A 24621-nucleotide genomic window follows, 5' to 3' on the forward strand; every position below is an offset into this window, starting at 1 on the left:
CATCCACTGGTACAACCATGAACGCATCTCCACAAAGCTCCAGGGCCTGAGCCCGGTGCAATACCGGGTTCAAGCCCTGGTGGCTTAGGCTCTTATTTGGCCAGTCCAACTTCCGGGGACCAGTTCAAAAGGTGTGCCCACTTTTTTGCTTGTTTTTCTACTTGGACCAGTCGAAAAGTGTTGCACCGACTGCGATGTCGGACCCGAGTGCCTCGGAGGTGATGGTGTCGGGCTTGGAGTCCATGACGACGACCGGGCACACCGCGGAGTATCCGGTGCTGTCGATGAATGCGGGATCGAAGCTCACCACTGCGTCGCCGGCGGCAACCTGATCGCCCTCGGCGGCGATAAGGGTGAACCCTTCACCTTCGAGTTTGACCGTGTCGATTCCGATGTGGACGAGTACGCCGGTCCCCTGTGCGCCCAGGATGACAAATGCGTGCGGGTGCAGTTTGAGGATCTTGCCGGCGATGGGTGCGACGACGGTCAGGGGACCTTGATCGCGAGCCGGTTCGATAGCCACGCCCGCGCCTACCATCTGCTGCGCGAATACGGGGTCGGGAACGTCGGCTAGTGCCAGGACTCGTCCGGGCAGGGGAGCGAGGACGGAGACGCTCACAGAATGTCCTCGATGTCCTCGGCGAGGGTGTCCGCCTCGGGGCCGACGATGACCTGCACAACGGTGCCGGCCTTGAGGACACCGTGAGCGCCGGCGGCCTTGAGGGCTGCCTCGTCGACCTTGCTCCCGTCCTTGACCTCGGTGCGCAGGCGCGTGATGCACGCTTCGATTTCGACGATGTTCTCGGCGCCGCCGAGGCCCTTGACGATTGCTTCTGCCTTGGACATTGATTCTCCTGGTTTGTGCGGGTCGGTTAGCCGGTGAGTGCTTTTCCAGTTGCCTAGGTCACATTCTCCTGTTGACATCTTGCGTTCACCTGGTCAAACTAGCAACTGGTTATGACCGGACAGTACCCCTTGCGGATACTGGTTCACAATACTTTCCGCCCCATCGGTTCACCCCGCGCCTCACCTGACGACAAGAGAAGGTCTTTATGACTGCCGACGACAGCCCCAAGAAGGAATCGACGTTGTTTGCCGGGGTTCAACGCCTCGGCCGCAGCCTGATGTTGCCCATTGCGGTGCTGCCCGCGGCCGGACTTCTGCTTCGAGCAGGTCAGGACGATCTGCTCGGGCGTTTCAGTGCTCTGGAAAGCACGGCGGGTGTTATCTCGGCTGCCGGACAGTCGATCTTCACCTGGTTGCCGCTGATCTTCGCGGTCGGTATCGCCATCGGGTGGGCCAAGAAGTCGGACGGTTCCACAGCCTTGGCTGCTGTCGTCGGATACATGGTCATCAACGGCGTTTTCGAGGCCATGTCGCCCATCGTTCTCGAGGGCAAGACGGACCCCAACGGTGATCCGTCGATGATCAATTACGGGGTGCTGGCCGGCATCGTGATGGGCTTGCTGTCCGCGATCCTGTGGCAGAAGTTCTACCGAACCAAGCTTCCCGACTACCTCGGATTCTTCAACGGTCGACGCTTGGTTCCCATCCTCACCGCTCTCACCGGTCTTGTTGTCGGTGTGCTGATGGCATTCATCTACCCGCTCTTCAACTCCGGTCTGACCTGGGTGGGCGAGACCGTGGCCGCGAATACCGTAATCGGCGGCGGCATCTACGGCACGGCAAACCGGTTGCTGATTCCGACCGGCCTGCACCACATCCTCAACTCTGCAGTGTGGTTCCTGATCGGCGACTACCAGGACGCGTCGGGCCAATTGGTCCGTGGCGATCTCAACCGATTCTTTGCCGGTGACCCCAGTGCCGGCACTTTCATGACGGGCTTCTTCCCGATCATGATGTTCGCGCTTCCCGCAGCAGCTTTCGCGATCTGGCGTAACGCCAAGCCTTCTCAGAAGAAGCTGATCGGCGGCATCATGCTCTCCACCGGTCTGACCGCGTTCCTCACCGGTATCACCGAGCCGCTCGAGTTCTCGTTCATGTTCGTCGCCTGGCCGCTGTACGTCATCCACTCGATCTTGACGGGTACGTCGATGGCGTTGGTGAATGCTCTCGGAATCCACGACGGCTTCACGTTCTCCGCCGGCTTCATCGACTACGCGCTCAACTTCGGCAAGGCCACCAACGCGTGGATGCTGATCCCGATCGGCCTCGTCTACGCACTGATCTACTACTTCCTCTTCAGCTTCGTCATCAAGAAGTGGAACCTGCGTACCCCCGGCCGCGAAGAAGAGCTCGACGGCGAAGACAACACTCCCGGCGAGGCAGTTATCGAGGCAGAAGTTGCCGTCGCAGCTGTGGCCGACACTCGCGTCGACGCACCTTCGGTCGCGGAACAAGAACAGAAAATCGCCAAGGAACTGGAAGGCCGCTGACATCATGGCAACCGTAACCGCCATCATCGGATCAACCGTGGGCCTGCATGCCCGCCCCGCTGCCAAGTTCACTCGGGCAGCAGCCACCGCCCCCGTCGACGTCACCATTGCACTCGGTGACGGAGAGCCGGTCGACGCTGCCAGCGTGCTGTCGGTCATGACGCTCGGTGCCCAGTTCGGGGCCGAGGTGACGTTGCGGGCAGAAGGAGAAGGCGCAGAAGACGCCCTTCGTGGCCTGGCCGAACTGCTCACGACCGACCTCGACGAGGCCTGATGTCCACAGATATCCACGGTCTCGGTGTGAGTTCCGGTGTGGTCTGCGCGCCGTGGATCGGTTTCGGCACCGTCATCGAGACGTCAGCGGGCGACCCGGTGACCGGTACACCGGCCGACGAACTGGTGCGGGTCCGTAGCGCATTGGACACCGTGGCGAGTGATCTCGAGAGCCGCGCCGACGGCGTCGACGGCGTTGCCGCGGAGATCCTGGTGACGTCCGCAGCGCTGGCCCGCGATCCGGGAATCGTGAAGGAAACTTCCAGGAATCTCGAGGCCGGTCTACCGACTGCGTACTCGGTGACCGTGGCTTTCGAAGGGTTCTGCGACAAGCTCGCAGCCTTGGGGGGTTACATGGCCGAGCGAGTTACGGATCTGCGCGATCTGGGTCGACGGACTGTCGCAGTACTGCTCGATCAGCCTTTGCCGGGTATCCCGGCGCCGGGTCATCCGTACATTCTGGTGGCCCGGGACCTGGCACCCGCGGATACTGCGACGCTTGCCGGCAGTGACGTCGTCGGGTTGCTCACGTTGGAAGGTGGGCCGACCAGTCACACCGCAATTTTGGCGAAGTCGCTCGGTATCGCGGCAGTGGTGAGTTGCCCCGAAGCGCTTGCCCTGCCCGAAGGTGTGCTGCTGATCCTCGACGGCAGTACCGGTGAAGTTGTGGTCGATCCGACTGCCGAGCAGCAAGAAGGTGCGGCGCTCGAGATTGCCGCGGCCGCAGCGCGAACGGCGTCGGGCAGCGGACCGGGCCGCACGCTCGACGGTACGGCCGTGGGTTTGCTTGCCAACATCGGAACGCTTGACGACGCGGCCCGAGCGGGTGGCGTCGACTGCGAGGGCGTCGGACTGTTTCGCACCGAGTTCTCGTTCCTCGGCCGCACCGAGGAGCCTTCGCTGGCCGAGCAGACGGAGATGTACACGGCTGTCCTGCAGCACTTTTCTGGCCGCAAGGTAGTAGTGCGGACACTCGATTCCGGTTCGGACAAGCCGTTGCCGTTCCTGGACTTGGCGGAGGAAGCCAACCCGGCGTTGGGAATTCGTGGGCTGCGCATTGCCGACGTGTACCCACAGACACTGATCACGCAATTGGACGCGCTGGCCGCGGCCGGACTCGCCACCGGTGCAGACCTGTGGGTGATGGCTCCGATGGTGTCGACGGCGGACGAGGCGATCGGATTTGCCGAGCTTGCACGCTCCCGGGGCATCACCACGGTGGGCGCGATGATCGAGGTGCCGGCAGCAGCGTTGCGCGCCAAGGACATATTCGAGCATCTCGACTTCGTCAGCATCGGTACCAACGATTTGAGTCAGTACACGTGTGCGGTCGATCGGATGGCCGGCGGTCTGGCGTATCTGCTGGACCCATGGCAACCTGCAGTTCTCGACTTGATCGCGCTGGTGGGTGCCGCCGGCGCTGAGGCCGGAAAGCCTGTCGGAGTGTGCGGCGAGGCGGCGTCGGATCCGTTGTTGGCTCCGGTTCTGGTGGGCCTCGGTGTCACCAGTCTGTCGATGTCCACACCCGCGTTGGGTGAGGTACGCGCCCGGTTGGCCGCCGTAGACCTGGACGGGTGCCGGGCAATGTCCGCCGCCGCGCGGGCTGCGCGCAACCCGGTCGGTGGACGGGCTGCTGTGCTGGAGATTCGGGAGGCGCTGTGAGCAGTGCAGTTATCCTGCGGGGCAACATCATCGGCTCGACATCCGGATCGATTGCCGACGGAGTGATTGTTGCCGAAGGTGCATTGATCACCTGGGTCGGACCGGCCGCGGACTACCCCGGCGCCCTGCCGGTAGCCACAGACCAGTTGATCCTGCCCGGACTGATCGATGTCCACAGTCACGGGGCCGCCGGAGCCGGGTTTCCCAACGCCGACTCCGCTGGTGCATCGCGGGCCGCAGCGCATCACCGTGAGCACGGTACGACGGGACTGCTCGGCAGCCTCGTCTCCGCGCAACCTGCGGATTTGCTGCGGCAAGCGAAGATTCTGGCAGAACTGGTTGAAGACGGCCAACTTCTGGGTATTCACCTGGAAGGCCCGTTCATCAACTGCGCCCGCTGCGGTGCACAAGATCCGGCATCCATCGTGCCCGGTAACCCGGACCTGTTGGAGGAGATTTGTGATGCCGCCCGCGGCACGGTCCGTTCGATGACGCTGGCACCGGAAACGGCGCACTTCACCGAACTTCTGACGATCATGCGCCGGCGTGGCATCGTGCCGAGTCTGGGCCACACCGACTGCGATGCGTCGACCATGAGGGGTCGCATCGCGACGGCGTCGAGCGGACCGCTGGCCGGACCACTCAGTGCCACACACCTGTTCAACGGGATGCCGCCGATGCATCACCGGGCACCCGGCCCGGTGGCTGCCTGCTTGGCCGGGGCAGCCCGCGGTGAAATGGTGGTGGAGTTGATCGCCGACGGCGTACACCTGGCACCGGAAACCGTCTCGATGGTGTTCGACACCGTCGGCGCGGATCAGATTGCATTGGTGAGTGATTCGATGGCCGCCGCCGGAATGAGTGACGGCGACTACCGACTCGGACCGCTGGCTGTCCGCGTCGAGGGTGGCGTCGCCAGGCTTGCCACCGCCGACGGGTCCGAAGGGGCGATCGCCGGCGGGACAGCGCGATTGCTGGATGTGTTGCGTAGCACCGTATTCGAGGCGAACGTGCCCCTCGTCGACGCGGTCACCGCCGCTACCCGTACCCCGGCAAGGCTTCTCGGCCTAGACGCTGAACGCGGAACCCTGGCCGTGGGCTTGCGGGCCGACATTCTTGTGACAGATCGCAGCTTGCACAACCCACGCGTGCTGCTGGGCAGCACAGTCGTTGGAAAGGAATAGACATGGAAATCGTAATCCGTCCCACCGCCGCCGAGGTTCACACCACGGTGGCAGACATTGTCGAGGGTTACGTCCGCGGCGGCCACGTCACGCTGGGCCTGGCCACTGGATCGTCGCCACTCGGCAGTTACCAGGAACTGGCGCGTCGGCACCGCGAAGAGGGTCTCGATTTCTCGGGCGCCCGCGCATTTTTGCTCGACGAGTACGTCGGGCTTCCGAAAGGCCATGAGCAGTCGTACTTTTCGGTGATCCGCTCCGAATTCGTGGATCACGTCAACCTTGATCCCGCGCTGGTATCGGGCCCCAACGGTGAAGCGGAGAACATCGACGCCGAAGCTCGACGCTACGACGCCGTCATCGCCGCAGCTGGTGGCGTCGACGTGCAGTTGCTCGGTATCGGCACGGACGGTCACATCGGGTTCAACGAGCCCGGATCCTCGCTGACCTCGCGTACACGGGTGAAGACGTTGACCGAGCAGACCCGTATCGACAACGCGCGTTTCTTCGACAGCGTCGACGACGTCCCGCATCACGTACTGACGCAGGGGTTGGGCACCATCAGCGAGGCCCGCCACCTGGTGATGATCGCACTCGGCGAGGGCAAGGCCGACGCGATTGCCGCGGCAGTAGAAGGCCCTCTCGCAGCATTCTGCCCGGCGTCGGTCATGCAGTTGCACCGCCACGTCACCGTCGTGATCGACGAAGCGGCAGCCACGAGTTTGAAGCTCGCCGATTACTACCGTTACGCAGTCGAGCACAAGCCCGCTTCGCAGCGATTCTGATGGCGGTACTGGAACTGGCGGTGCAGGACGCAGCGGGTGCGCGTATCGCTGCGGCCGTCGGTGCTTCGCGCGTGGAATTGTGTTCCGCCCTCGGAGCCACTGGCGGGCTGACTCCCAGTATTGCGATGATCGAGGCCGTCGTGGCGACCGGCATCGCAGTTCATCCGCTCATTCGCAGTCGAGCCGGCGGATTTGTCTACAGCAGTGCAGAATTGGATGTCATGGCCCGCGACGTCGCTGCTGCGGTGGCAGCCGGCGCCTCCGGTGTGGTGGTGGGCGCGCTCACCGAAGATGACCGCATCGATACGGTTGCGCTGCAACACCTTTTGCGCACCATTGACCCGGCTGCTGTGCAGGTGACCTTCCATCGCGCCATGGATGTGGTGGCGGACAGGTTGGCTGCAATCGACGTCCTCGCTGAACTGGGAGTGCGCCGAGTGCTCACGTCCGGCGGCGCCCCGCGGTGCATCGACGGACTCGACGAGTTGGCCGAGATGGCTGAATACGCGCACGGCCGCGTCGAGATCATGGCCGGCGGGGGAGTGCGCGTACCGGATATCGCGAAGATCGCGGCCACGGGTGTCGACGCCATCCATTTGTCGGCGCGCAAGGTGATCGACGGTTCCGGTGGACCCGGCGGCGGCAGCGATGGATATGAAGTAACCGACCAGGATATTGCTGCCGCGGCGGCATCTGCTGTGCGCCTTTCTTAACCCCCGAAGGTTAAGAAAGGCGCACGACTGTAGACATACATGGACATCCAACTATAGGATGGTAGACATAACTAGCGCTGCCTCCTCGGCGGTCCACAACGAGCAAGGAACGGGTTAGCACAATGGTTGAAAAAGTGGCGGTTCAAGAGTTGACGCACTTCGTCGGTGGCAAGCGCGTTCCCGGCACTTCCGAGCGATTTGCCGACGTCTTCGATCCCAACACCGGTCAGGTGCAGGCGCGAGTGCCGCTCGCAAGCAAGGCTGAGACCGAAGCGATCATCGCGAATGCCGAAGAAGCGCAGAAGGTCTGGGCGGCTTTCAATCCGCAGAAGCGTGCCCGCGTCCTGATGAAGTTCCTCCAGCTCGCGCAGGACGAGATGGAGTCGCTCGCGCAGCTGCTCTCGTCCGAGCACGGCAAGACCGTCGCCGACGCCAAGGGCGACATCCAGCGTGGCCTCGAGGTCATCGAATTTGCTGTCGGCGCCCCGCACCTGCTCAAGGGTGAGTTCACCGAGAGCGCCGGTACCGGTATCGACGTGTACTCCATGCGTCAGCCGCTCGGCGTCGTCGCGGGAATCACGCCCTTCAACTTCCCCGCGATGATCCCGCTGTGGAAGGCCGGCCCGGCTCTCGCCGCCGGTAACTCCTTCATTCTCAAGCCGTCCGAGCGTGACCCCTCGGTACCGCTGCGACTGGCCGAACTGTTCCTCGAAGCCGGACTACCTGCCGGTGTGTTCAACGTGGTCAACGGTGACAAGGAAGTTGTCGACGTCCTGCTGACCGACGAGCGCGTCAAGGCCATCGGCTTTGTGGGTTCCACGCCGATTGCGCAGTACATCTACGAGACGGCCGCAGCTCACGGCAAGCGTGCACAGTGCTTCGGCGGCGCCAAGAACCACGCGGTTGTCATGCCCGACGCAGACCTCGACGAGGTTGCCGACGCACTCATCGGCGCCGGTTACGGCAGTGCCGGTGAGCGTTGCATGGCAATCTCGGTTGCCGTTCCCGTCGGCGAAGAGACCGCCGACGCACTGGTTGCCAAGCTGAAGGAACGCGTCGCCAAGCTCAAGATCGGTCGCAGTGACGATGCAGCGGTGGATTTTGGACCCCTCGTCAGTGCGGACGCTCTTGATCGCGTCAACAACTACGTGCAGATCGGCATCGACGAGGGCGCAACCGCAGTCGTCGACGGCCGCGGCTTCACACTCGAAGGACACGAAGACGGCTTCTTCGCCGGCGCCACCCTCTTCGACAACGTCACCCCCGAGATGCGGATCTACACCGAGGAAATCTTCGGACCCGTTCTGATGGTCGTGCGCGCAGCGGATTACGAAGAGGCACTGCGCCTTCCGTCCGAGCACGAGTACGGAAACGGGGTCTCCATCTTCACACGCGACGGTGATACCGCCCGTGACTTCACGGCTCGCGTCAACGTCGGCATGGTCGGCGTCAACGTGCCGATCCCCGTCCCGATCGCGTACCACACCTTCGGTGGCTGGAAGCGCTCCGGATTCGGTGACCTCAACCAGCACGGTCCCGATTCCTTCCGCTTCTACACCAAGACCAAGACCGTGACGCAGCGTTGGCCTTCAGGCAAGAAGGAAGAGACCAACCACTTCGTCATCCCCACGATGAACTGATCGGAATACTTTCCATGTTTACTCTGACCGATGACGAGCGGGCGATTCGCGACACCGCCCGCGACTTCGCGGCCGAGCATCTGGCGCCCAATGCGGTTGAGTGGGACCAGACCAAGCATTTCCCGGTGGACGTTCTCCGCAAGGCAGCGTCCCTGGGAATGGGCGGCATCTACATTCGTGAAGACGTAGGTGGCAGTGAACTGACCCGCGTCGATGCTGCCCGGATCTTCGAGGAGCTTGCGAAGGGTGATCCGTCGATCGCCGCGTACATCTCCATTCACAACATGGTGACGTGGATGATCGACCAGTTCGGCAACGACGAACAGCGACACAAGTGGGTTCCGGGTCTGTGCTCGATGGACCAGCTGGGCAGCTACTGCCTCACTGAGCCCGGTGCCGGCTCCGACGCAGCGGGCTTGAGTACCAAGGCCGTTCGCGACGGAGACGACTACGTCCTCAACGGTGTGAAGCAGTTCATCTCCGGCGCAGGCACTTCTGACGTGTATGTCGTCATGGCTCGCACCGGAGCTGCTGGTGCCAAGGGGATCTCGGCGTTTATCGTGCCGAAGGATTCGCCGGGTCTGTCGTTCGGTGCCAACGAGATCAAGATGGGTTGGAACGCGCAGCCCACTCGTCAGGTCATCATGGAGGACGTGCGAGTCCCCGCGGCCAACCTTCTCGGTGAAGAGGGCAGTGGGTTCCGCATCGCCATGAAGGGCCTCAACGGTGGCCGCCTGAATATCGCTGCCTGCTCGGTGGGCGGCGCGCAGGCAGCACTCGAGAAAGCTGTCGGATATTTGACCGACCGCAAGGCTTTCGGCGCGCAATTGATCGAATCGCAGGCGCTGCAGTTCCAGCTTGCCGATATGCGTACCGAACTCGAGGCTGCCCGCACTCTGCTGTGGCGTGCTGCCGAGGCACTCGAAACAGACGCACCCGATGTTGTCGAACTATGCGCGATGGCCAAGCGCTTCGCGACCGACACCGGTTTCGACGTAGCCAACCGGGCGCTCCAGCTTCACGGTGGGTACGGCTATCTTGCTGAGTACGGGATCGAGAAGATCGTGCGAGATCTTCGGGTTCACCAGATCCTCGAAGGTAGCAACGAGATCATGCGGGTGGTCATTGCCCGCAGCGTGGTCGGAGCGCAAGGAAAGCAGGGAGCAGCATGAGCGAAGTACTCATCGAAAAGCGCGACGGACTGGGACGCATCACGCTCAACCGTCCCAAGGCGATCAACGCGCTCAATCACAACATGGTGGCGCAGATGGCCAAGGCGCTCGAGGAATGGAAGAGCGACGACGACGTCAAAGCTGTTGTGCTCACCGGCGCCGGCGAGCGTGGCCTGTGTGCCGGCGGCGACATAGTCTCGATCTACCACGACGCCAAAGACGGCAAGACCGGTTCACTCGATTTCTGGCGTGACGAGTACATCCTCAACGCCGAAATCGCGAACTACCCCAAGCCGTACATCGCGATCATGGACGGCATAGTCATGGGCGGCGGCGTCGGAGTGTCCGCGCACGGCGACATTCGCATCGTCACCGAACGCTCGATGATCGGAATGCCCGAGACCGGAATCGGTTTCATCCCCGACGTGGGAGGCACGTACCTACTCTCGCGTGCACCCGGTGAGCTGGGAACCCATATCGCGCTCACCACTGCGCGTCTGAGTGCCGGCGACGCCATCGCGTGTGGCTTCGCAGATCATTTCATTCCGTCGGAGAACATCGAGACGTTTATCGAAGCTCTGGCTTCGTCGACGGTGGAACAGGCGGTCGCTCAGTTCGCCGAGCCCGCACCGGTATCCGAGCTTCTTGCCCAGCAGAGCTGGATCGACGCAGCGTACTCGGCGGACAACGTCGCGACGATTGTCGAACGACTGCGCGCCAGCGGAATTCCCGAAGCAGAGAAGGCGGCTGAGGCGATTTTGGGTAAATCTCCGGTCGCACTGTCCGTGACATTGCGTTCGCTGCGTCATGCCAAGGGCGCCGGCAGTCTCGAGGAGGTGCTGAACGAAGAGTTCCGGGTATCCACCGCAGCACTGCGTTCACACGATCTTGTCGAGGGAATCCGAGCGCAAGTTGTCGAGAAGGACCGAAACCCACAGTGGTCACCGGCCACTCTCTCCGACGTCACCGAAGAAGCAGTGGTCGCATACTTTGCGCCGCTCGGCGAGCGCGAGCTCGGCCTTACATCTCACTGACCAATGCCGAAGGAGCGCGAGCTATGAGCACGACTGTTGGATTTATCGGACTCGGTCACATGGGTGGCCCGATGGCAGCCAATCTGGTCAAGGCCGGTCACAAGGTTGTCGGCTTCGACCTGGCGCCGGCGGCACTCGAGCAGGCTGTCAAAGATGGTGCATCTGTGGCTGATTCAGCCGCGGATGCAGTGCGCGGCGCGGACGTCGTCATCACGATGTTGCCCAGCGGCAAGCATGTCTTGGGGCTGTATGACGAGTTGCTGCCGATCGCGACACCCGGAACCCTGTTCATCGACTGCTCGACTATTGATGTCGCTGACGCCAAGGAGGCCCACGACAAGGCCGAAGCTTCAGGCCATCGCAGCGTCGACGCACCCGTCTCGGGCGGTGTTGTCGGTGCAACCGCCGGCACCCTCGCTTTCATGGTGGGCGGCTCCGAAGCGGACTTCCAGGCTGCATCCCCATTGCTGGAGGTGATGGGCCGCAAGGTAGTTCACTGCGGCGACGCCGGTGTCGGTCAGGCTGCGAAGATCTGCAACAACATGATTCTCGGCGTATCGATGATTGCGATCAGCGAGGCGTTTGTCCTCGGAGAGAAGCTGGGGCTGAGCAATCAGGCGCTGTTCGACGTTGCGTCAAACGCATCGGGGCAGTGCTGGGCATTGACCTCCAACTGCCCGGTCCCCGGACCGGTACCCACCACCCCGGCCAACAACGATTACCAGCCAGGCTTCGCTGTCGCACTGATGGACAAGGACCTCGGTTTGGCGGCAAACGCTTTGCGCACCAATGGTGTTGACGGCGAACTCGGACTCCGGGCCGCAGAGCTCTACAGTCGTTTCCATGCCGCGGGCGGTGGCGGCCTGGACTTCTCTGCCATCATCAACGACATCCGTGATCGTTCGACCGAAGGACAGCAGTGACCGACTTCAACACCATCATCCTCGAGCGCAAGGGCCGCGTCGGCGTCATCACGCTCAACCGCCCCAAGGCTCTCAACGCCCTGAACTCCGAGCTGATGAACGAGGTGGTTGCAGCCGTAACCGATCTCGAAGCAGACAACGGCATCGGCGCAATCCTGATCACCGGTTCCGAGCGCGCATTCGCCGCCGGCGCCGATATCAAGGAAATGCAGTCCAAGACTTACATGGACGCCTACACCGAGGACTTCTTCACCCCGTGGGATCGCGTCGCGGCGTCTCGGAAGCCGCTGATCGCCGCTGTCGCGGGATACGCACTCGGTGGCGGTTGCGAGCTTGCGATGCTCTGCGACTTCATCATTGCCGCCGACACCGCAAAGTTCGGTCAGCCCGAGATCAAGCTCGGTGTCATCCCCGGCATCGGCGGCTCACAGCGTCTTACCCGCGCAGTGGGCAAGGCCAAGGCCATGGAAATGTGCCTCACCGGACGCAATATGGATGCCGAAGAAGCTGAGCGCGCAGGCCTCGTGTCGCGGGTCGTTCCGGCTGCAGACCTGCTCGACGACGCTCTGAAGACGGCAACCACTATTGCCGAGATGTCCCTGCCGATCGCGATGATGGCCAAGGAAGCGGTCAACCGCTCCTTCGAGTCCTCCCTCGCTGAGGGAGTCCGCTTCGAACGTCGCATCTTCCACTCGACGTTTGCCACGGAAGACCAGAAGGAAGGCATGGCCGCATTCGTGGAGAAGCGGTCAGCTGAGTTCAAACACCGCTAGTAGTGCCCTGATGATCCTGAAGGATTTCACTCGCTGAGCGAGCGAAATCCTTCAGGATCGTTCACGTTCCGGCCTCGAAATCGCCGGCATCTTTCCGCAATTCAGTGAGGATCGTCACCAACTGGTCGAGCTTGTCCGGTGCCAGACCCGGGTGCGCGAAGACCTTGGCGTTGAGCAATTCGGTTGCCTCGAGCGCGAGCGTCCGACCGGCGTCGGTGATTTCGATGAGCGTCGTACGTCGGTCGCTGGGATGCGGTACACGTCGTACGAGCTTTGCCTTCTCCAACCGGTCAACGGCATTGGTGACGCTGGTGGGATGAACCTGAAGGCGGGCACTGGCCTTGGTCATCGGAAGTGCGCCGGACCTGGTGAAGGTGAGCAGTGTCAGCAGTTCGTAGCGGGCGAACGTCAGCCCGAGTGGCTTGAGTACCTCTTCGACCCGGGCCATCATGATCTGCTGGGCTCGCATGACCGAGGTGACGGCCGCCATTCCGTCGGCGACGTCACTCCAACCGTGCTCGGTCCATTGCCGATGCGCCTCTTCGATGGGGTCGAGGGGGAGCGGCGAGGCGGGAGGCATAGGTTCGATCATCCCATGCTTGCCAGGCGCCGACCGCCTCGTCTGATTGTGTGTCGCCGGCGGTTACATCTGTAGAGTCCACCGAGTGATTTCAATCCTCGTCGCGGGTGGCGTCTCGCTATTCGTCGCTCTGTTCCTGACGCCTTTCCTCATCAAAGTGCTGTCCAAACAGGGGCTCGGACACGAGATCCGCACCGAGGGGCCGCAAAGTCATCAGGGCAAGCGCGGCACCCCGTCGATGGGCGGAATCGCGATCATCGCGGGTATGTGGGCGGGCTATCTGGCAGCCCACGTGATCGGCTTCGGTTCGGTACTTCCGAGACTGTCCGCTTCGGGTTGGCTGGTCCTCGCGTTGGCGACGTCACTGGGAATCGTCGGATTCCTGGACGACTTCATCAAGATTCGTAAGAAACGCAACCTCGGCTTGAACAAGACGGCGAAGACGGTCGGTCAGCTCGCGAGCGCGATCATTTTCGGCGTGCTGTTTCTGCAGTTCTCCAACAACAAGGGCGTCACACCGGGTAGCCAGTACCTTTCGCATGTTCGCGATATCTCGGTGTTCTCGATGGGAACCATCGGGTTCCTGGTCTTCTTCTGCGTGCTTGTCTTCGCCTGGTCCAACGCGGTCAACTTCACTGACGGCCTCGACGGCCTCGCAGCCGGTTCGATGGGCATGATCCTCGGGACCTACGTCGTCATCGCCGGGTGGCAGTACCGGAACTCGTGTGTGCTCGACCCCGTCGCCGGTTGTTACGACGTGCGAGACCCGCTCGACATCGCGATAGTCGCGGCCGCTGCGGGTGGAGCGTGCCTCGGTTTCCTCTGGTGGAATGCCGCGCCCGCGCAGATCTTCATGGGCGACACGGGTTCGCTGGCTCTCGGTGGTCTTGTGGTCGGACTATCAGTCACAACCCACACCGAACTACTGATGGTCATCATCGGCGCCCTGTTCGTCGCTGAGATCCTGTCGGTGATCATTCAGGTGTTGGTGTTCCGATCGTCCGGCCGACGCGTATTCAAGATGGCCCCGATACACCATCACTTCGAGTTACTCGGTTGGCCCGAGACAGTGGTGATCGCCAGATTCTGGATCTTTGTTGCCATCTCCTGTGTTCTCGGATTGGCGACTTTCTACAGCGAATGGTTTGCGGCCGCAGGCTAAGCGGAGCTCACGGCAGGGTCCGGAAGGATCCGGACCCGACAATGGTTCCGTCGGCTTCCAACGTGTAGTTGTACGTCGTGTCCGGGCTGAGACTCGAGACAATGCTCAGCGTCCGGGGGCCTGTCCTGGTCGTGTAGTTGTACACGTAGAACGGTCCCTTGATCGCGGTGACGCGGAACGTCGTGCGACTGGTCCCCGGCGGGATGGAGACGGTTAGATCTGCCCCGATTCGGGTTGGGATGATCGTGTGGTTCCACGCGGACGGCGTCGGTTGAGGCGTTGTGGTCGGCGGGCTGGGCGGCGTAGTCGGTGTCGGTGTTACTACGGGTGTGGTCGGGATGGTGGGGGTGCCATCTGCACCGGGCACGTGCTGGTCCAGGTGTTGCGCCAAGACCTGACCGAACCGGCCCGAGAGATTGTGGCCGAGGCCGGGGGGAGATTCCAGGTCTGTCGTGAAACCTCTCGCCGCGTACCAGGCTGATCCGTTCTGTGCGTCACGTAGCGCGTTGTATCCGCCGGCCCCGGTATCGGCCGCCCCGGTGTACCAATGCATCGGAAGGTCGCTGACCAGAGCGTCGTCGAAGGGCGCTGCCGAGACACGCGGCACTCCGCCTCCACCGAAGACCACTGTGCCGCCACCGTTGATCTGTGAGGAGTACTCAGGCAGGTAGAACTGCGTGATGAACTGGGCGCCTCCGCTGTAGCCGACGAGCCAGACGTCCGTGCTGTCGATGTTGTAGCCGGCTTTGAGTGTGTTGACCAGGTCGGCGACGAAGTCGGCGTTCGCGCTCCCGTTCTCCCACCAAGTGATAGGTCCATCGGTGTCCGGCGCAAGCACCGGGACCGTGATGTAACCGCGTCCGCGTGACTGAGCCACGATGCCCGACGCCCCTCCGAGGCTGTACGAAGAGGTGGGATTCTTGAACTCGTACGCGTCGTCCCCGTGAAACTGAAGCACCAAACCGGCCGCATGGTCTTGCGGGATTCCGGAGGCATAGACGTGGAACTGGGATGACAGACCGTTGGACGCGGTAAAAGGCTGGAACGTTCGATCCGTGTAGGGCAAGCCGGTGCCGTGTGTACTGACGGCCGCCGCGACGGGTGGCGTCGCCGTCGCAAAGGCGAGGCCGACCATTGCGATGACTGCGGCCAGGGTTGCTGTCTTCAGTCGTGTTCGCCGCATCGATGATGCCTCTCGTTGCTGTGGTCCCCGTGTCTCACTACAGCACATCTGGTCAGAGCTTGAATCATGCTGAGTGAAAGTAGTGTCGGCCCGCAGCGAAAGCGGCAGAGTCAGTCAGTGACGCGGGTGTGGCCGAGTGGCTAGGCACCGGCCTGCAAAGCCGTTCACACGGGTTCGAATCCCGTCATCCGCTCCAACGACAAGCGGGGCCGACAATGTCGGCCCCGCTTGTGTTCGCCGGTACGTCGGCGAGTGCTGCTGGCGATTAGCTGCCGGCCGTGAGCTTCTGAAGAAGCTTCACGATCTGCGAAACGATGTCGATGGTTGCGCTGATGGTGTCAAATGAACCCATGATGGTCCTCCGTGTGTGTTTGCCCGACCTTGTGCCGTACAGGAGCAAGCTAGCAAACTGGACGTTCGTATGTGTGGATTTGACTCAATTGTAGTAATTCGGCGTGGCGAAAAGCCTGCGAATGCTACACAAATAGGATAAAACCGGCCAAACTCCCCGAAGTCTGGCCGGTTGGTGGTGCGTGGAGATCAGCTGAAAGCGGAGACTGCGGAAATCAGACCGATGGCAGCCACTCCGAGCTTGAGGACATTCATGATGTCGGCGAGCTTGACACCTTCGGGCAAAACGTCTTCGACAGACTGCATGTCGTAATTCCTTACGTGTTGGGGAAACGTGGTCCAGTGCCACTGCAAGCAAGATACCTAACAGCCCTCGCTGGCGCGTGCCCGGTGTTCCGGATCACAATTGCGCAGAATCGGCAATTTGTCCAGTAGTCGCGCTGGTCGCGGCCATAAGTGGATGCCCCATTGACTTCTTTCTGTGACTATCTATAACGTTCAGTCACACGTAGATGGGGCGAGGAGTCAGACAGTGTCAGTTTTCGACATCGTGGTCAATGACGGTCTGTGGTTCGACGGAACCGGTGTGCCCGGCCTGCGTCGCAATCTGGGAATCCGGGATGGGGTTCTTGTAGAAGTGTCGATTGATCCGCTTCCCGTCGGGCCCGACACCGAAGTGATCGATGCCGCCGGCAAGTGGGTGCTCCCCGGCTTTGTGGACGTCCACACGCATTACGACGCCGAAGCTCTCGTGAGCCCCGGGTTGCCCGAATCTGTCCGCCACGGCGTCACGACGGTTGTACTGGGCAACTGCTCGCTGTCCACCGTGTACTCGACTCCGCAGGAATGTGCGGACCTGTTCAGTCGGGTTGAAGCCGTCCCCCACGACGCGGTCCTGCGGATTCTCCAGGAGAAGAAGACGTGGACCGGGCCTGCTGCCTACGCGGCGGCGCTCGAGGAGCTTCCCCTCGGACCGAATGTTGCCGCCTTTATCGGTCATTCGGATATTCGCACGCACGTACTGGGATTGGGGCGAGGCACCGACAAGGCGGTCAAGCCGACCCGCTCGGAACTCGCTCGCATGGGCACCATGCTGGGCGACGCTATCGATGCCGGGATGCTCGGACTCTCTTCGATGACCAATGCGCTCGACAAGATCGACGGCGACGAATACCGTTCCCGCTCATTGCCGTCGACCTATGCGAGGTGGCGGGAATTCCGTTTTCTCAACCGCATCTTGCGTGATCGCGGCAAGATTCTGCAGAGTGCGCCGACCATAAATCTGCATCCCAACGTTGCGGCGTTCTTTGCCGAAAGCTCGTCGTTCGGACGCAAGAAGCCGCTCAAGACGTCATTGCTGTCCGGCGCAGATTCCAAGGCGTATCCGGTGATCGTCTACTTCATGCTGGCCGCCGCGCCCCTGCTGAACCGTTTTGCCGGAACAGATTTCAGATGGCAGCACCTCCCCGTTCCGTTCACCGTGTATGCCGATGGCATCGATCTGGTGGTATTCGAGGAGTTCGGTGCCGGAGCGGCAGCGCTACACCTCCAGGATCAGGTGCGGCGAAATGAGTTGCTGCGCGGCGAGTCCTACCGTCGCGCCTTCCGCAAGGACTACGATAACAAGTTCTCGCCGCGCATCTGGCACCGAAACTTCTACGACGCCGTCATCGTCGGTTGCCCCGACGAGAGCCTGATCGGCAAGAACTTCGGGGAGGTCGGCGACATTCGTGGCGTGCATCCGGTCGACGCCTATCTCGACCTCGTCGTGAAGTACGGGAAGAAGCTTCGCTGGCGCACCACGATCGCTAATCACCGCCCGAAGTACGCCAAGAAACTTGCGGCCAGTTCCGGAGTTCAGATGGGCTTCGGTGATGCCGGCGCGCATTTGCGGAACATGGCGTTCTACAACTATCCCGTGCGACTTCTCAAGCGAGTCAACGATGCTCAGAGAGATCGTAAGCCGTTCCTGACCGTCGAGCGCGCGATCCATCGCCTCACCGGCGAACTCGCGGAGTGGTACGGACTTGACGCCGGGCACTTGCGCCCGGGCGATCGCGCCGACCTCGTTGTCATCGACCCCGCCGGACTCGACGAGTCGGTGGACGGACTGTTCGAGGCGTCGGTTCCCGAATACAACGGCATCACTCGAATGGTAAACCGTAGCGACGGTGCCGCGGTGGCTACCGTGATCAACGGCCGGTTGGTGTACCGAGACGGCGAATTCGCAGCAGGCTTCGGGATCGAGAAGACAGGCAGGTTTCTGAGGGCGGGTGAAAATTCGCCCGCGATAGAGTCGGTGCGCGCTAGCGTGGCACCATGACCGCAGAAGTTTCGAGGCTCACCACCTACACACGTTCCGGGCTGACCTTCGACGTTCGTGACGAGGGCCCGATCGACGGCCCGGTTGTTGTTCTGCTCCATGGTTTTCCGCAGGATTCGTCGTCCTGGGATCGTTTGGTGCCGTACCTGCACGCGCGCGGTTATCGCACCGTTGCGCCGGATCAGCGCGGATATTCACCCGGGGCCCGTCCGAAATTGCGGTGGTCGTATCGAGGATCCGAACTGGCTGCCGACACTGTTGCTTTGATCGATGCCGTGGGCGTCGGAAAAGTGCATCTGGTGGGCCACGATTGGGGCGCCGGAGTCGCCTGGGAGGTCGCGGCGCTGCGACCGGACTTGCTGCGTACGCTGACCGCGCTGTCCGTTCCGCATCCATTGGCATTTGTCAGAGCAATGGTGACCAGCACTCAGGGCTTGAAGTCCTGGTACATGGCGGTATTTCAATTGCCGATTCTTCCGGAATGGATCATTTCCAAAACTGTTGTCGGACAGAAAGTCCTGGTAGCCAGTGGGCAAGCATCCGAGCTGGCCCGACGTGATCTGGAGGCAATGCGTTCGTCGGGAAGGCTACGAGGCGGTCTGAACTGGTATCGCGCCATGTGGATGAGAAATCCGAAACCACGTGCCGTTCGTATCAGCGTTCCGACGCTCCACATCTGGAGCGACAACGACACCGCAATCGGTCGCAAAGGTAGTGAGCTCACGCCGCGATTCGTGGACGGTCCGTACCGTTTCGAAGTTCTTCGCGGCGTGAGCCATTGGATACCCGACGAGGTACCGCAGCAGTTGGACCGGTTACTCGCCGAGCATTTGTCGGGCTGACTCGGCGATCAGTACGGCGCCGTCCTCCGGGAGAATGAAACCACCCGCCACGGCGCGGTCGGTGGCTTCGGTGAACGCCGTCACGTACGCCTCGTGGGTCGGGTACAGGGTAGCCAACGTCGAGGCATCGAACGGGATGGTCGCGCCGTTGGTGGGGACGTGTACCTTTTCTCCGGTCAGAACCGCGAGTGGTACATCGAGGTGAGGTGTTCGGACGCCGCCCAGCGCGTTTCCGTGGCGGTCGCGCACTATCGCGTCGTCAGCCGTCGTAATGGGAGGTGCCGACGCGGGGGCAGAGCCGCCTGCTGCCCACTCGCGCAAGCCTCGCAGAGCCGCGCAAGAGACGTATCGCTGTGGTCCGTCGTTGACGATGTCGAACAGTGCTGCGAGGTTCTTGATGTCGACGAACTGACGAACGTACTGCGGATGAAGGATTTTCAGTGAGTATGCGTCCGAGTGTGCAGTTCCCGCGATTTCCCACGTGCGGATCATGTCGGTGTCGGGCTGACGGGCGGCAGCAAAACTGGTGGGGCCGGGTCCGCCGCACAGTTCGAAAAGTTCGGTCTCGGTGATCAACTGGAACACCGGAACGTCAAGATCGGTGCGTACTCGGGCGGGTGCGGGATCCAGGAGCATCATGCCGTCGCCCAGCGGAGCTCCGATGCCGCCGCGGGCATGGACGATCAAGCCGTCGAAGACTCGGGCGTGAGGCGCAACAGCGTTTGCGTACGTCAGCATTCGGAATCCCGATTGTGACTGTCCGGCCGCAAGGATCTGCGTCGGCACCAGACCGCCCAGCGGATCGACGTCGCCGGGGGAACGCAACGCTGCGCCGACCTGAGAAAAGATGTCGTAGGAATACCGGTCTCCGGGGTGATCGAGATTCCCGTATCGCTCGGGGTCCCACGTCAGTAGGCCGACAACACCGTCACCGAGAGCACTACCGCCGGTGCTGGTGATCCCGGCAGCTTGCGCGGAAACACCTACCCAGGCATAGCCTCTGGTGATTTCCTCGTTCATGTGTCCGAAGTCGACATCGATGTCGGTGTCGCCGCTGACGTTGAGCCACTCGACGAGGACGGTTCCGTTGAACTTGGCGGGGTCCGTCGGCGTGCGCACGATGATTCGTGTTGTGTACGGCGCCGACGACTCTTCCTCGACGTCCCAACGGCCATCGGAAGTCCACGAGTTCGTAGCGATGTACGACGCTGCGTTACCGCTGACGAAGTACTCGTGTTCGACGTAGCCGGCGGCCGAAATATCCAGCGACGTGGATGTGCCGGGGAAGCCGTGGGAACCCCCGACTATCGGCCCTGCGACAGAGATTGATCGGTTGAGGTGCAACGTCATAGTGAGCAGGTCTCCGGGTGTCGGCGTCTGTGTTCGGTTGCCGCCGATCCTGTACCGGCACCCGGGGCCCTGGTGTGGTTTTCCCGCTGTGCGGGACCGAGTTACCGTGCTCCGAAGCGCTCCTCTACCTGCTCGGCTGTGAGACCGAACTCTTCGAGCGTGTACTTGTGAGCGGGTTTGCGTGAGCCGGAGCGAGATTCCTCGTGCATCGACTCCATCGACGTTTGTGCTGCGGTAGTCAACGGAATGTCGAACTGGGTGTAGATGTTCTCGACGGTGCCGAGCGGGTCGGTGACAAAATCCTGGTAGTCGACATCGATGAACTGGTCCGGATTGTGATGTGCGCGTGCGGCATCGAATTGTTCGAGGCCGCGCGCCCAGAGTTCGAGTTGGCTCTCGCCGATGACCTTTCCGGTGAAGGTGTTGGACCACCCGTCGGTGGCCTGCGCCGATAAACTGCACACCGACGGGATGATGGTCGTGGGGGAGCGATGCGTCTGGACGATCAACGCATCAGGGTAGGCGGCCATCAGTTCGTCGAGTGCAAACAGGTGGCTGGGGTTTTTGAGCACCCACCGGCGACCTTGATCGGGAAGTCCGATCAGCTGCAAGTTCTTCTTGTGGCGCGCATAGGCATTGGACCATTCCTGCTTTTTCAGCCAGTTCGAATAGGTGGGCAGGTTGGCCAGGCACTCGTACGACACGGACTTGAAGGTCTGGCGCAGCAGTTGCCAGCATTCCTCGACTTCGCTCGCCGACATGTAGTGCACGCCCATGAACTCGGGATGCTCCACATGGTGCTGGCCGAACGTTTCCTCGATCTTCGCGTACACGGGATTCGTTTCCCACGTATCGCGCGGCGGGCGAGGCTGGGGAAACTCGGTCAGCCACATTTCGAGTCCCTGGTGTGCCGGATCGACCGTCAGGAGGCGGTGCAGCGCAGTGGTTCCGGTGCGAGGTAACCCGGTGACGAAGATCGGCCGTTCGATCTTCACGTCCGCATGCTCGGGATGTTGTTTCCAGGCAGATTCGCTGAGCAACCGTGCAACGAGTGCGCCACGTAGGAACACACGAGAGATCTTGCTGCCGAAGGGCGTCAGGTCTTCGTCGCGGTCGTACGACTCGAGGAGAACCGACAGCGCCTCGGTGTAATCGTCGACGCCGAAATCGGTGAGCCCGGTCATCTTGGTCGCGGACGCGTGTAGATCTTCGACAGTTCCGACGTGTGTGCGTTCAGACATGGTGCTCCTAGTGGTGGAATTCGCCGCAGTTGACATCGAGGCACTGCCCGGTGACAGCGCTGGCCAGAGGTGACGCCAGGAAGATTGCCGCATCGGACACTTCATCCATCGTCGGGAGGCGTTTGAGATCGGTGTTCGAAGCGGTGTGCTCGTAGATCTGATCTACGGTCATGCCGAACTTTTCGGCCTGATGTGCGAAGTAGCCCTTGAGTGTGTCGCCCCAAATGTAGCCCGGAGCAACCGAATTCACGCGGATACCCTGGGGTCCGAGTTCGGTGGCCAGTGACTGTGACATCGCGAGCAGAGCCGACTTCGCCATCTTGTAGCTGCCGTACCGCTCCTGAGAGTGTCGGAGCACCATCGAATTGATGTTCACAACCGAGCCTTTCGACTCGGCCAGTGCCGGTGTGAAGAGTTGGGTCAGCCGAAGTGCCCCGAGCACCGTGAGTTCGATGCTGTCACGAATGTGCTGGTAGTCGGTGCGTGCCAACGGTTTCATCGACGGCACCGAGAAGGCGTTGTTGACCAGAGTGTCGACCTTGCCGTAGGCGGCGATCGATTCTGCGACCAGATTCTCCACGGACGCCTGATCGGTGATGTCGGTGGCCACGGTTACTGCGCGTCCGCCGGCGTCGACGATTTCCTTTGCCACGTCGTCCAATCGCGACTGGGTGCGTGCCGCGAGAACCAGGCTTGCACCGGACGCCGCGCAGCGTAGGGCCAGTGAACGGCCGAGAGCGGGCCCTACCCCGGAAATGACTACTACCTGGTCCTTGAGCAGTTCGGTCATGATTACCCCAGCATTCGGTTGTCGATGGCGGACTGGCGCAGCGCAATTCGCGCTGCCCATTCTTCGGGCGTGATCGTATTGGTGCCGTAATGCGGCAAGTGCTTCTCGAGGTCGGCGATCTCCACGATTTCGACGCTGGGTCCGTCGGCAGGAGTAAGTTCCCGCGACACTCGCTGCCAGCGGAACTGCAGGATTCCGCGCGGATGGCCGACGGTTTCCACCCAGTTGGTAACGCCGGGGTTCTTCTCGCTCACCACCATTCGGACCATCCCGTCCGGATCTACCTGGGCCTGACCGTTGTTGAGGGAGGTCTGGTGGTTGATGTAGTCGAGTGAGATGTACCAGAGGCTGCCGAGTTGGAAACCGAGGTACGGAGCATCAGACGCCGGGACGGTGATGATCATCGCCTGGTCGTCGGTCAGTTCGTAGTGCCCCACCGAGGAGTACTGCGTCGCGAGGCCGCCGGGCGTCAGACGCGGTTCGGTCATCGTGTTGACCGGAAGCTTCATGTAGAACCACTCGGGGAACTGGAGCCAGGTCTTGACCCGGGTGACCAGGGCCTTGCCGGCGCGGGCAAAGCGCTTCTCGGTTTCTTCCGGAGTCAGCGGCGCCGGCGCAGTTCCGATGGCATCGGTGCGTTCGATACGGATGATTCCGCGTTGCTGGCTCCAGTCGCTGTAGACCTCACGAACGACGAGCTGCGAGGATCCGGGGGCCAGCGTGAAGTAATTGGCGCGGCCGCCGCTCGGGCCGGGTCCGAACCAGGCAACAAACGTGCCGTCGTCGGCGATGTCCAGTTTGCGATCGTCGAAAGCGATCTCACTGCCGGGAACATTGGAATTGGTGTAGTTGCCGCTCAGCACCTGGAAACTGAGATCGGCTGTGGTGCCGCGCGTTCCGGTGACTTTGTATTCCTTGTCATCGTTGATGCGGGCGCCGAAGTACAGCGTGTCGGGGTTGTCGAGGCCCATTTTCGTGAATGGACCGGTGCCCTGAATGAAGCTCGGATGGGTCTTCTCGGAGGCCCAAGCTGCGTGCATGGTGGCAAGAATTCCGCCGGCCAGGTACTCGTAGCCTTCCAGGAGATCTTGTTCGGATCTGATGTGCGGCGCAGTCTCGATCAGTTTTTCGGCCTCGGCGATTGCCTGGGCAAACGGGTCCGTCAACACGTTGGCTCCTTACAGTTCCGGCAGTCTCGCCGGTCCAGAGCGTCATGGTACAAATATGTACCTATGGGGTAGATGTTTCTGAACCGACAATAGAACGCGTTCTAGGGAGTGGTCAATGGGTGAGCCCGAGAAGGTCCGTTCTGCGGGACGTCAGTCCCCACCGACCGAACGCGTCGTACAGGTGCTCGACCATCTCGTTGCCCGCCCTGACCAGCGTTTCGGATTGTCGGAGCTGGCCCGAGCTCTCGAGATCAGCAAGCCGACCTGCTTGGGCATCCTGACGGTCCTGACGGATCGCGGGTACCTGGCGCGGGATGAAGTGCTCAAGACCTACGGGTTGGGTCCGGCGCTGATCGCAGCCGGCCGCGCCGCTCAGCGCGGGTTTGCCGTGGGTCCGATCGCCCGGGCGCACCTGCAGAAGTTGAGTGCGGAATTCGGGACTACGTGTACGGCGTCGGCGGTGGTCGGAGACCGGATCAGCGTTCTGGAGGTAACCGGCCCCGAGCGGATACGGATTGCGGCCCGGGTCGGCCAGGTTTATCCCTTCGCCCCACCGGTCGGGTTGATGTACGTGCTGTGGGGGTCTGACGACGACCTCGAGAACTGGCTCGGCAAAGAACCCAGCCTTCCAGTTCGACTCGATCGTGAGCGCTTGTGGAGCGTGGTCCGGGAATGTCGTGGCGCGGGATACCTTGTCGAGAGTCTCGATCCGATCGGTCAACGTCTGCATACATTGATGGCCGGCGTTGCGACGCACGATCTTCCGCCGGAAGTGCGGGAGTTGCTCGGTGAAATGGTGTCGAGTTTGGGGGAGCGGGTGTACCTCGGCCGGGACATCAGTTCGGACGACGAGCATCCGGTCTCCCTGATTGCGGCTCCGACCTACGACGCCGAGGGGCATCAGGCGTTGGTGTTGACGCTGTACGTGGGTGGAGCGATCTCGGGTGCCGAAATCGTACGACGAGCGACGGCGTTGGTGGAGGCGGCCGATGCGGTGACCGCAGAAGTGGGCGGAAGAAGTCCCGTTCGCAGCCATTGACCTCGAGTAGAACGCGTTCTATTCTGTGAATGCGTTCAG

Annotated in this window: 24 protein-coding genes and 1 tRNA gene; 17 read left to right on the forward strand and 8 right to left on the reverse strand. The window is 62.0% G+C overall.

Annotated features, from left to right (window positions below; genetic code table 11):
- A partial coding sequence (locus tag MTX36_RS24825; RefSeq protein ID WP_243622346.1) for an IS3 family transposase occupies positions 1-88 on the forward strand: 88 nt, incomplete at its 5' end.
- A 69-nt stretch (positions 89-157) separates the two neighbouring features.
- Here MTX36_RS24825 and MTX36_RS24830 read toward each other — a convergent pair.
- Together MTX36_RS24830 and MTX36_RS24835 are read right to left on the reverse strand one after the other, a co-directional pair.
- On the reverse strand, positions 158-619 hold the full coding sequence (locus MTX36_RS24830; protein WP_243622297.1) for a PTS glucose transporter subunit IIA: 462 nt from the start codon (positions 617-619) through the stop codon (positions 158-160).
- Positions 616-924, reverse strand: coding sequence for a PTS glucose/sucrose transporter subunit IIB (locus tag MTX36_RS24835; RefSeq protein WP_279394986.1), 309 nt, complete (start codon positions 922-924; stop codon positions 616-618). The genes MTX36_RS24830 and MTX36_RS24835 overlap by 4 nt, the downstream gene beginning before the upstream one ends.
- A gap of 128 nt (positions 925-1052) precedes the next feature.
- Here MTX36_RS24835 and MTX36_RS24840 point away from each other — a divergent pair, with 128 nt between their 5' ends.
- The 11 genes from MTX36_RS24840 (at position 1053) to MTX36_RS24890 (ending at position 12552) form a co-directional block, all read left to right on the forward strand.
- Positions 1053-2396 (forward strand): PTS transporter subunit EIIC, encoded by a 1344-nt coding sequence (locus MTX36_RS24840; RefSeq protein ID WP_243622299.1) that lies wholly within the window; start codon positions 1053-1055, stop codon positions 2394-2396.
- 4 nt (positions 2397-2400) lie between these two features.
- Positions 2401-2670 (forward strand): HPr family phosphocarrier protein, encoded by a 270-nt coding sequence (locus MTX36_RS24845; RefSeq protein WP_243622300.1) that lies wholly within the window; start codon positions 2401-2403, stop codon positions 2668-2670.
- On the forward strand, positions 2670-4331 hold the full coding sequence (gene ptsP / locus MTX36_RS24850) for a phosphoenolpyruvate--protein phosphotransferase (RefSeq protein WP_243622301.1): 1662 nt from the start codon (positions 2670-2672) through the stop codon (positions 4329-4331). The genes MTX36_RS24845 and ptsP overlap by 1 nt, the downstream gene beginning before the upstream one ends.
- On the forward strand, positions 4328-5515 hold the full coding sequence (locus MTX36_RS24855; protein ID WP_243622302.1) for an N-acetylglucosamine-6-phosphate deacetylase: 1188 nt from the start codon (positions 4328-4330) through the stop codon (positions 5513-5515). Before ptsP ends, MTX36_RS24855 begins: the two co-directional genes overlap by 4 nt.
- A gap of 2 nt (positions 5516-5517) precedes the next feature.
- On the forward strand, positions 5518-6297 hold the full coding sequence (gene nagB, locus MTX36_RS24860; protein WP_243622303.1) for a glucosamine-6-phosphate deaminase: 780 nt from the start codon (positions 5518-5520) through the stop codon (positions 6295-6297).
- Entirely contained in the window at positions 6297-7010 is a 714-nt protein-coding gene (locus MTX36_RS24865; protein ID WP_374230536.1) for a copper homeostasis protein CutC, read from the forward strand. The genes nagB and MTX36_RS24865 overlap by 1 nt, the downstream gene beginning before the upstream one ends.
- 122 nt (positions 7011-7132) lie before the next feature.
- Positions 7133-8650 (forward strand): CoA-acylating methylmalonate-semialdehyde dehydrogenase, encoded by a 1518-nt coding sequence (locus MTX36_RS24870; protein WP_243622304.1) that lies wholly within the window; start codon positions 7133-7135, stop codon positions 8648-8650.
- A gap of 14 nt (positions 8651-8664) precedes the next feature.
- Positions 8665-9822, forward strand: coding sequence for an isobutyryl-CoA dehydrogenase (locus MTX36_RS24875; RefSeq protein ID WP_243622305.1), 1158 nt, complete (start codon positions 8665-8667; stop codon positions 9820-9822).
- Positions 9819-10856 carry an enoyl-CoA hydratase/isomerase family protein gene (locus tag MTX36_RS24880; RefSeq protein ID WP_243622306.1) on the forward strand — a complete coding sequence of 346 codons (1038 nt, stop codon included), beginning with the start codon at positions 9819-9821 and terminating at the stop codon, positions 10854-10856. The genes MTX36_RS24875 and MTX36_RS24880 overlap by 4 nt, the downstream gene beginning before the upstream one ends.
- Before the next feature lie 23 nt (positions 10857-10879).
- Complete coding sequence (gene mmsB / locus MTX36_RS24885; RefSeq protein ID WP_243622307.1) at positions 10880-11779, forward strand: 3-hydroxyisobutyrate dehydrogenase; 900 nt, start codon at positions 10880-10882, stop codon at positions 11777-11779.
- The gene (locus MTX36_RS24890) at positions 11776-12552 is read left to right on the forward strand and encodes an enoyl-CoA hydratase (RefSeq protein WP_243622308.1); all 777 of its coding nucleotides are present in this window, start codon (positions 11776-11778) and stop codon (positions 12550-12552) included. Before mmsB ends, MTX36_RS24890 begins: the two co-directional genes overlap by 4 nt.
- Positions 12553-12613: 61 nt before the next feature.
- Here MTX36_RS24890 and MTX36_RS24895 read toward each other — a convergent pair whose 3' ends face one another.
- On the reverse strand, positions 12614-13132 hold the full coding sequence (locus MTX36_RS24895) for a MarR family winged helix-turn-helix transcriptional regulator (RefSeq protein ID WP_094274076.1): 519 nt from the start codon (positions 13130-13132) through the stop codon (positions 12614-12616).
- 85 nt (positions 13133-13217) lie between these two features.
- Between MTX36_RS24895 and mraY the strand changes: the two genes are divergently transcribed.
- Positions 13218-14294: a phospho-N-acetylmuramoyl-pentapeptide-transferase gene (gene mraY, locus MTX36_RS24900; protein ID WP_243622309.1), complete on the forward strand. Its 1077-nt coding sequence runs from the start codon at positions 13218-13220 to the stop codon at positions 14292-14294.
- Between the two features lie 7 nt (positions 14295-14301).
- Here mraY and MTX36_RS24905 read toward each other — a convergent pair whose 3' ends face one another.
- A complete protein-coding gene (locus MTX36_RS24905) occupies positions 14302-15477 on the reverse strand; it encodes a hypothetical protein (RefSeq protein WP_243622310.1) in 1176 nt (391 codons plus the stop codon).
- Positions 15478-15599: 122 nt separating this feature from the next.
- On the opposite strand from MTX36_RS24905, the gene MTX36_RS24910 reads away from it, so the two are divergent.
- From MTX36_RS24910 to MTX36_RS24920, 3 genes are all read left to right on the forward strand, one after another.
- Positions 15600-15673: transfer RNA gene (locus tag MTX36_RS24910), tRNA-Cys, on the forward strand.
- 687 nt (positions 15674-16360) lie between these two features.
- The gene (locus MTX36_RS24915) at positions 16361-18151 is read left to right on the forward strand and encodes an amidohydrolase family protein (RefSeq protein ID WP_243622311.1); all 1791 of its coding nucleotides are present in this window, start codon (positions 16361-16363) and stop codon (positions 18149-18151) included.
- Positions 18148-18993, forward strand: coding sequence for an alpha/beta fold hydrolase (locus MTX36_RS24920; protein WP_243622312.1), 846 nt, complete (start codon positions 18148-18150; stop codon positions 18991-18993). Before MTX36_RS24915 ends, MTX36_RS24920 begins: the two co-directional genes overlap by 4 nt.
- Here MTX36_RS24920 and MTX36_RS24925 read toward each other — a convergent pair.
- The 4 genes from MTX36_RS24925 to MTX36_RS24940 form a co-directional block, all read right to left on the reverse strand.
- Complete coding sequence (locus tag MTX36_RS24925; RefSeq protein ID WP_243622313.1) at positions 18967-20343, reverse strand: alpha/beta hydrolase domain-containing protein; 1377 nt, start codon at positions 20341-20343, stop codon at positions 18967-18969. The genes MTX36_RS24920 and MTX36_RS24925 overlap by 27 nt on opposite strands.
- A gap of 101 nt (positions 20344-20444) precedes the next feature.
- Complete coding sequence (locus MTX36_RS24930; RefSeq protein ID WP_243622314.1) at positions 20445-21584, reverse strand: sulfotransferase; 1140 nt, start codon at positions 21582-21584, stop codon at positions 20445-20447.
- Between the two features lie 7 nt (positions 21585-21591).
- Complete coding sequence (locus MTX36_RS24935) at positions 21592-22374, reverse strand: SDR family oxidoreductase (protein WP_243622315.1); 783 nt, start codon at positions 22372-22374, stop codon at positions 21592-21594.
- Positions 22375-22376: 2 nt separating this feature from the next.
- A complete protein-coding gene (locus tag MTX36_RS24940) occupies positions 22377-23543 on the reverse strand; it encodes a hypothetical protein (protein ID WP_243622316.1) in 1167 nt (388 codons plus the stop codon).
- Positions 23544-23658: 115 nt separating this feature from the next.
- Here MTX36_RS24940 and MTX36_RS24945 point away from each other — a divergent pair, with 115 nt between their 5' ends.
- Positions 23659-24582, forward strand: a complete 924-nt coding sequence (locus MTX36_RS24945) for an IclR family transcriptional regulator (RefSeq protein ID WP_243622317.1) — start codon at positions 23659-23661, stop codon at positions 24580-24582.
- Positions 24583-24621 lie beyond the last annotated feature (39 nt).

The organism is Rhodococcus sp. ARC_M6, from assembly GCF_022810305.1.
In the GTDB taxonomy this organism is placed as follows: Bacteria; Actinomycetota; Actinomycetes; order Mycobacteriales; family Mycobacteriaceae; genus Rhodococcus_F.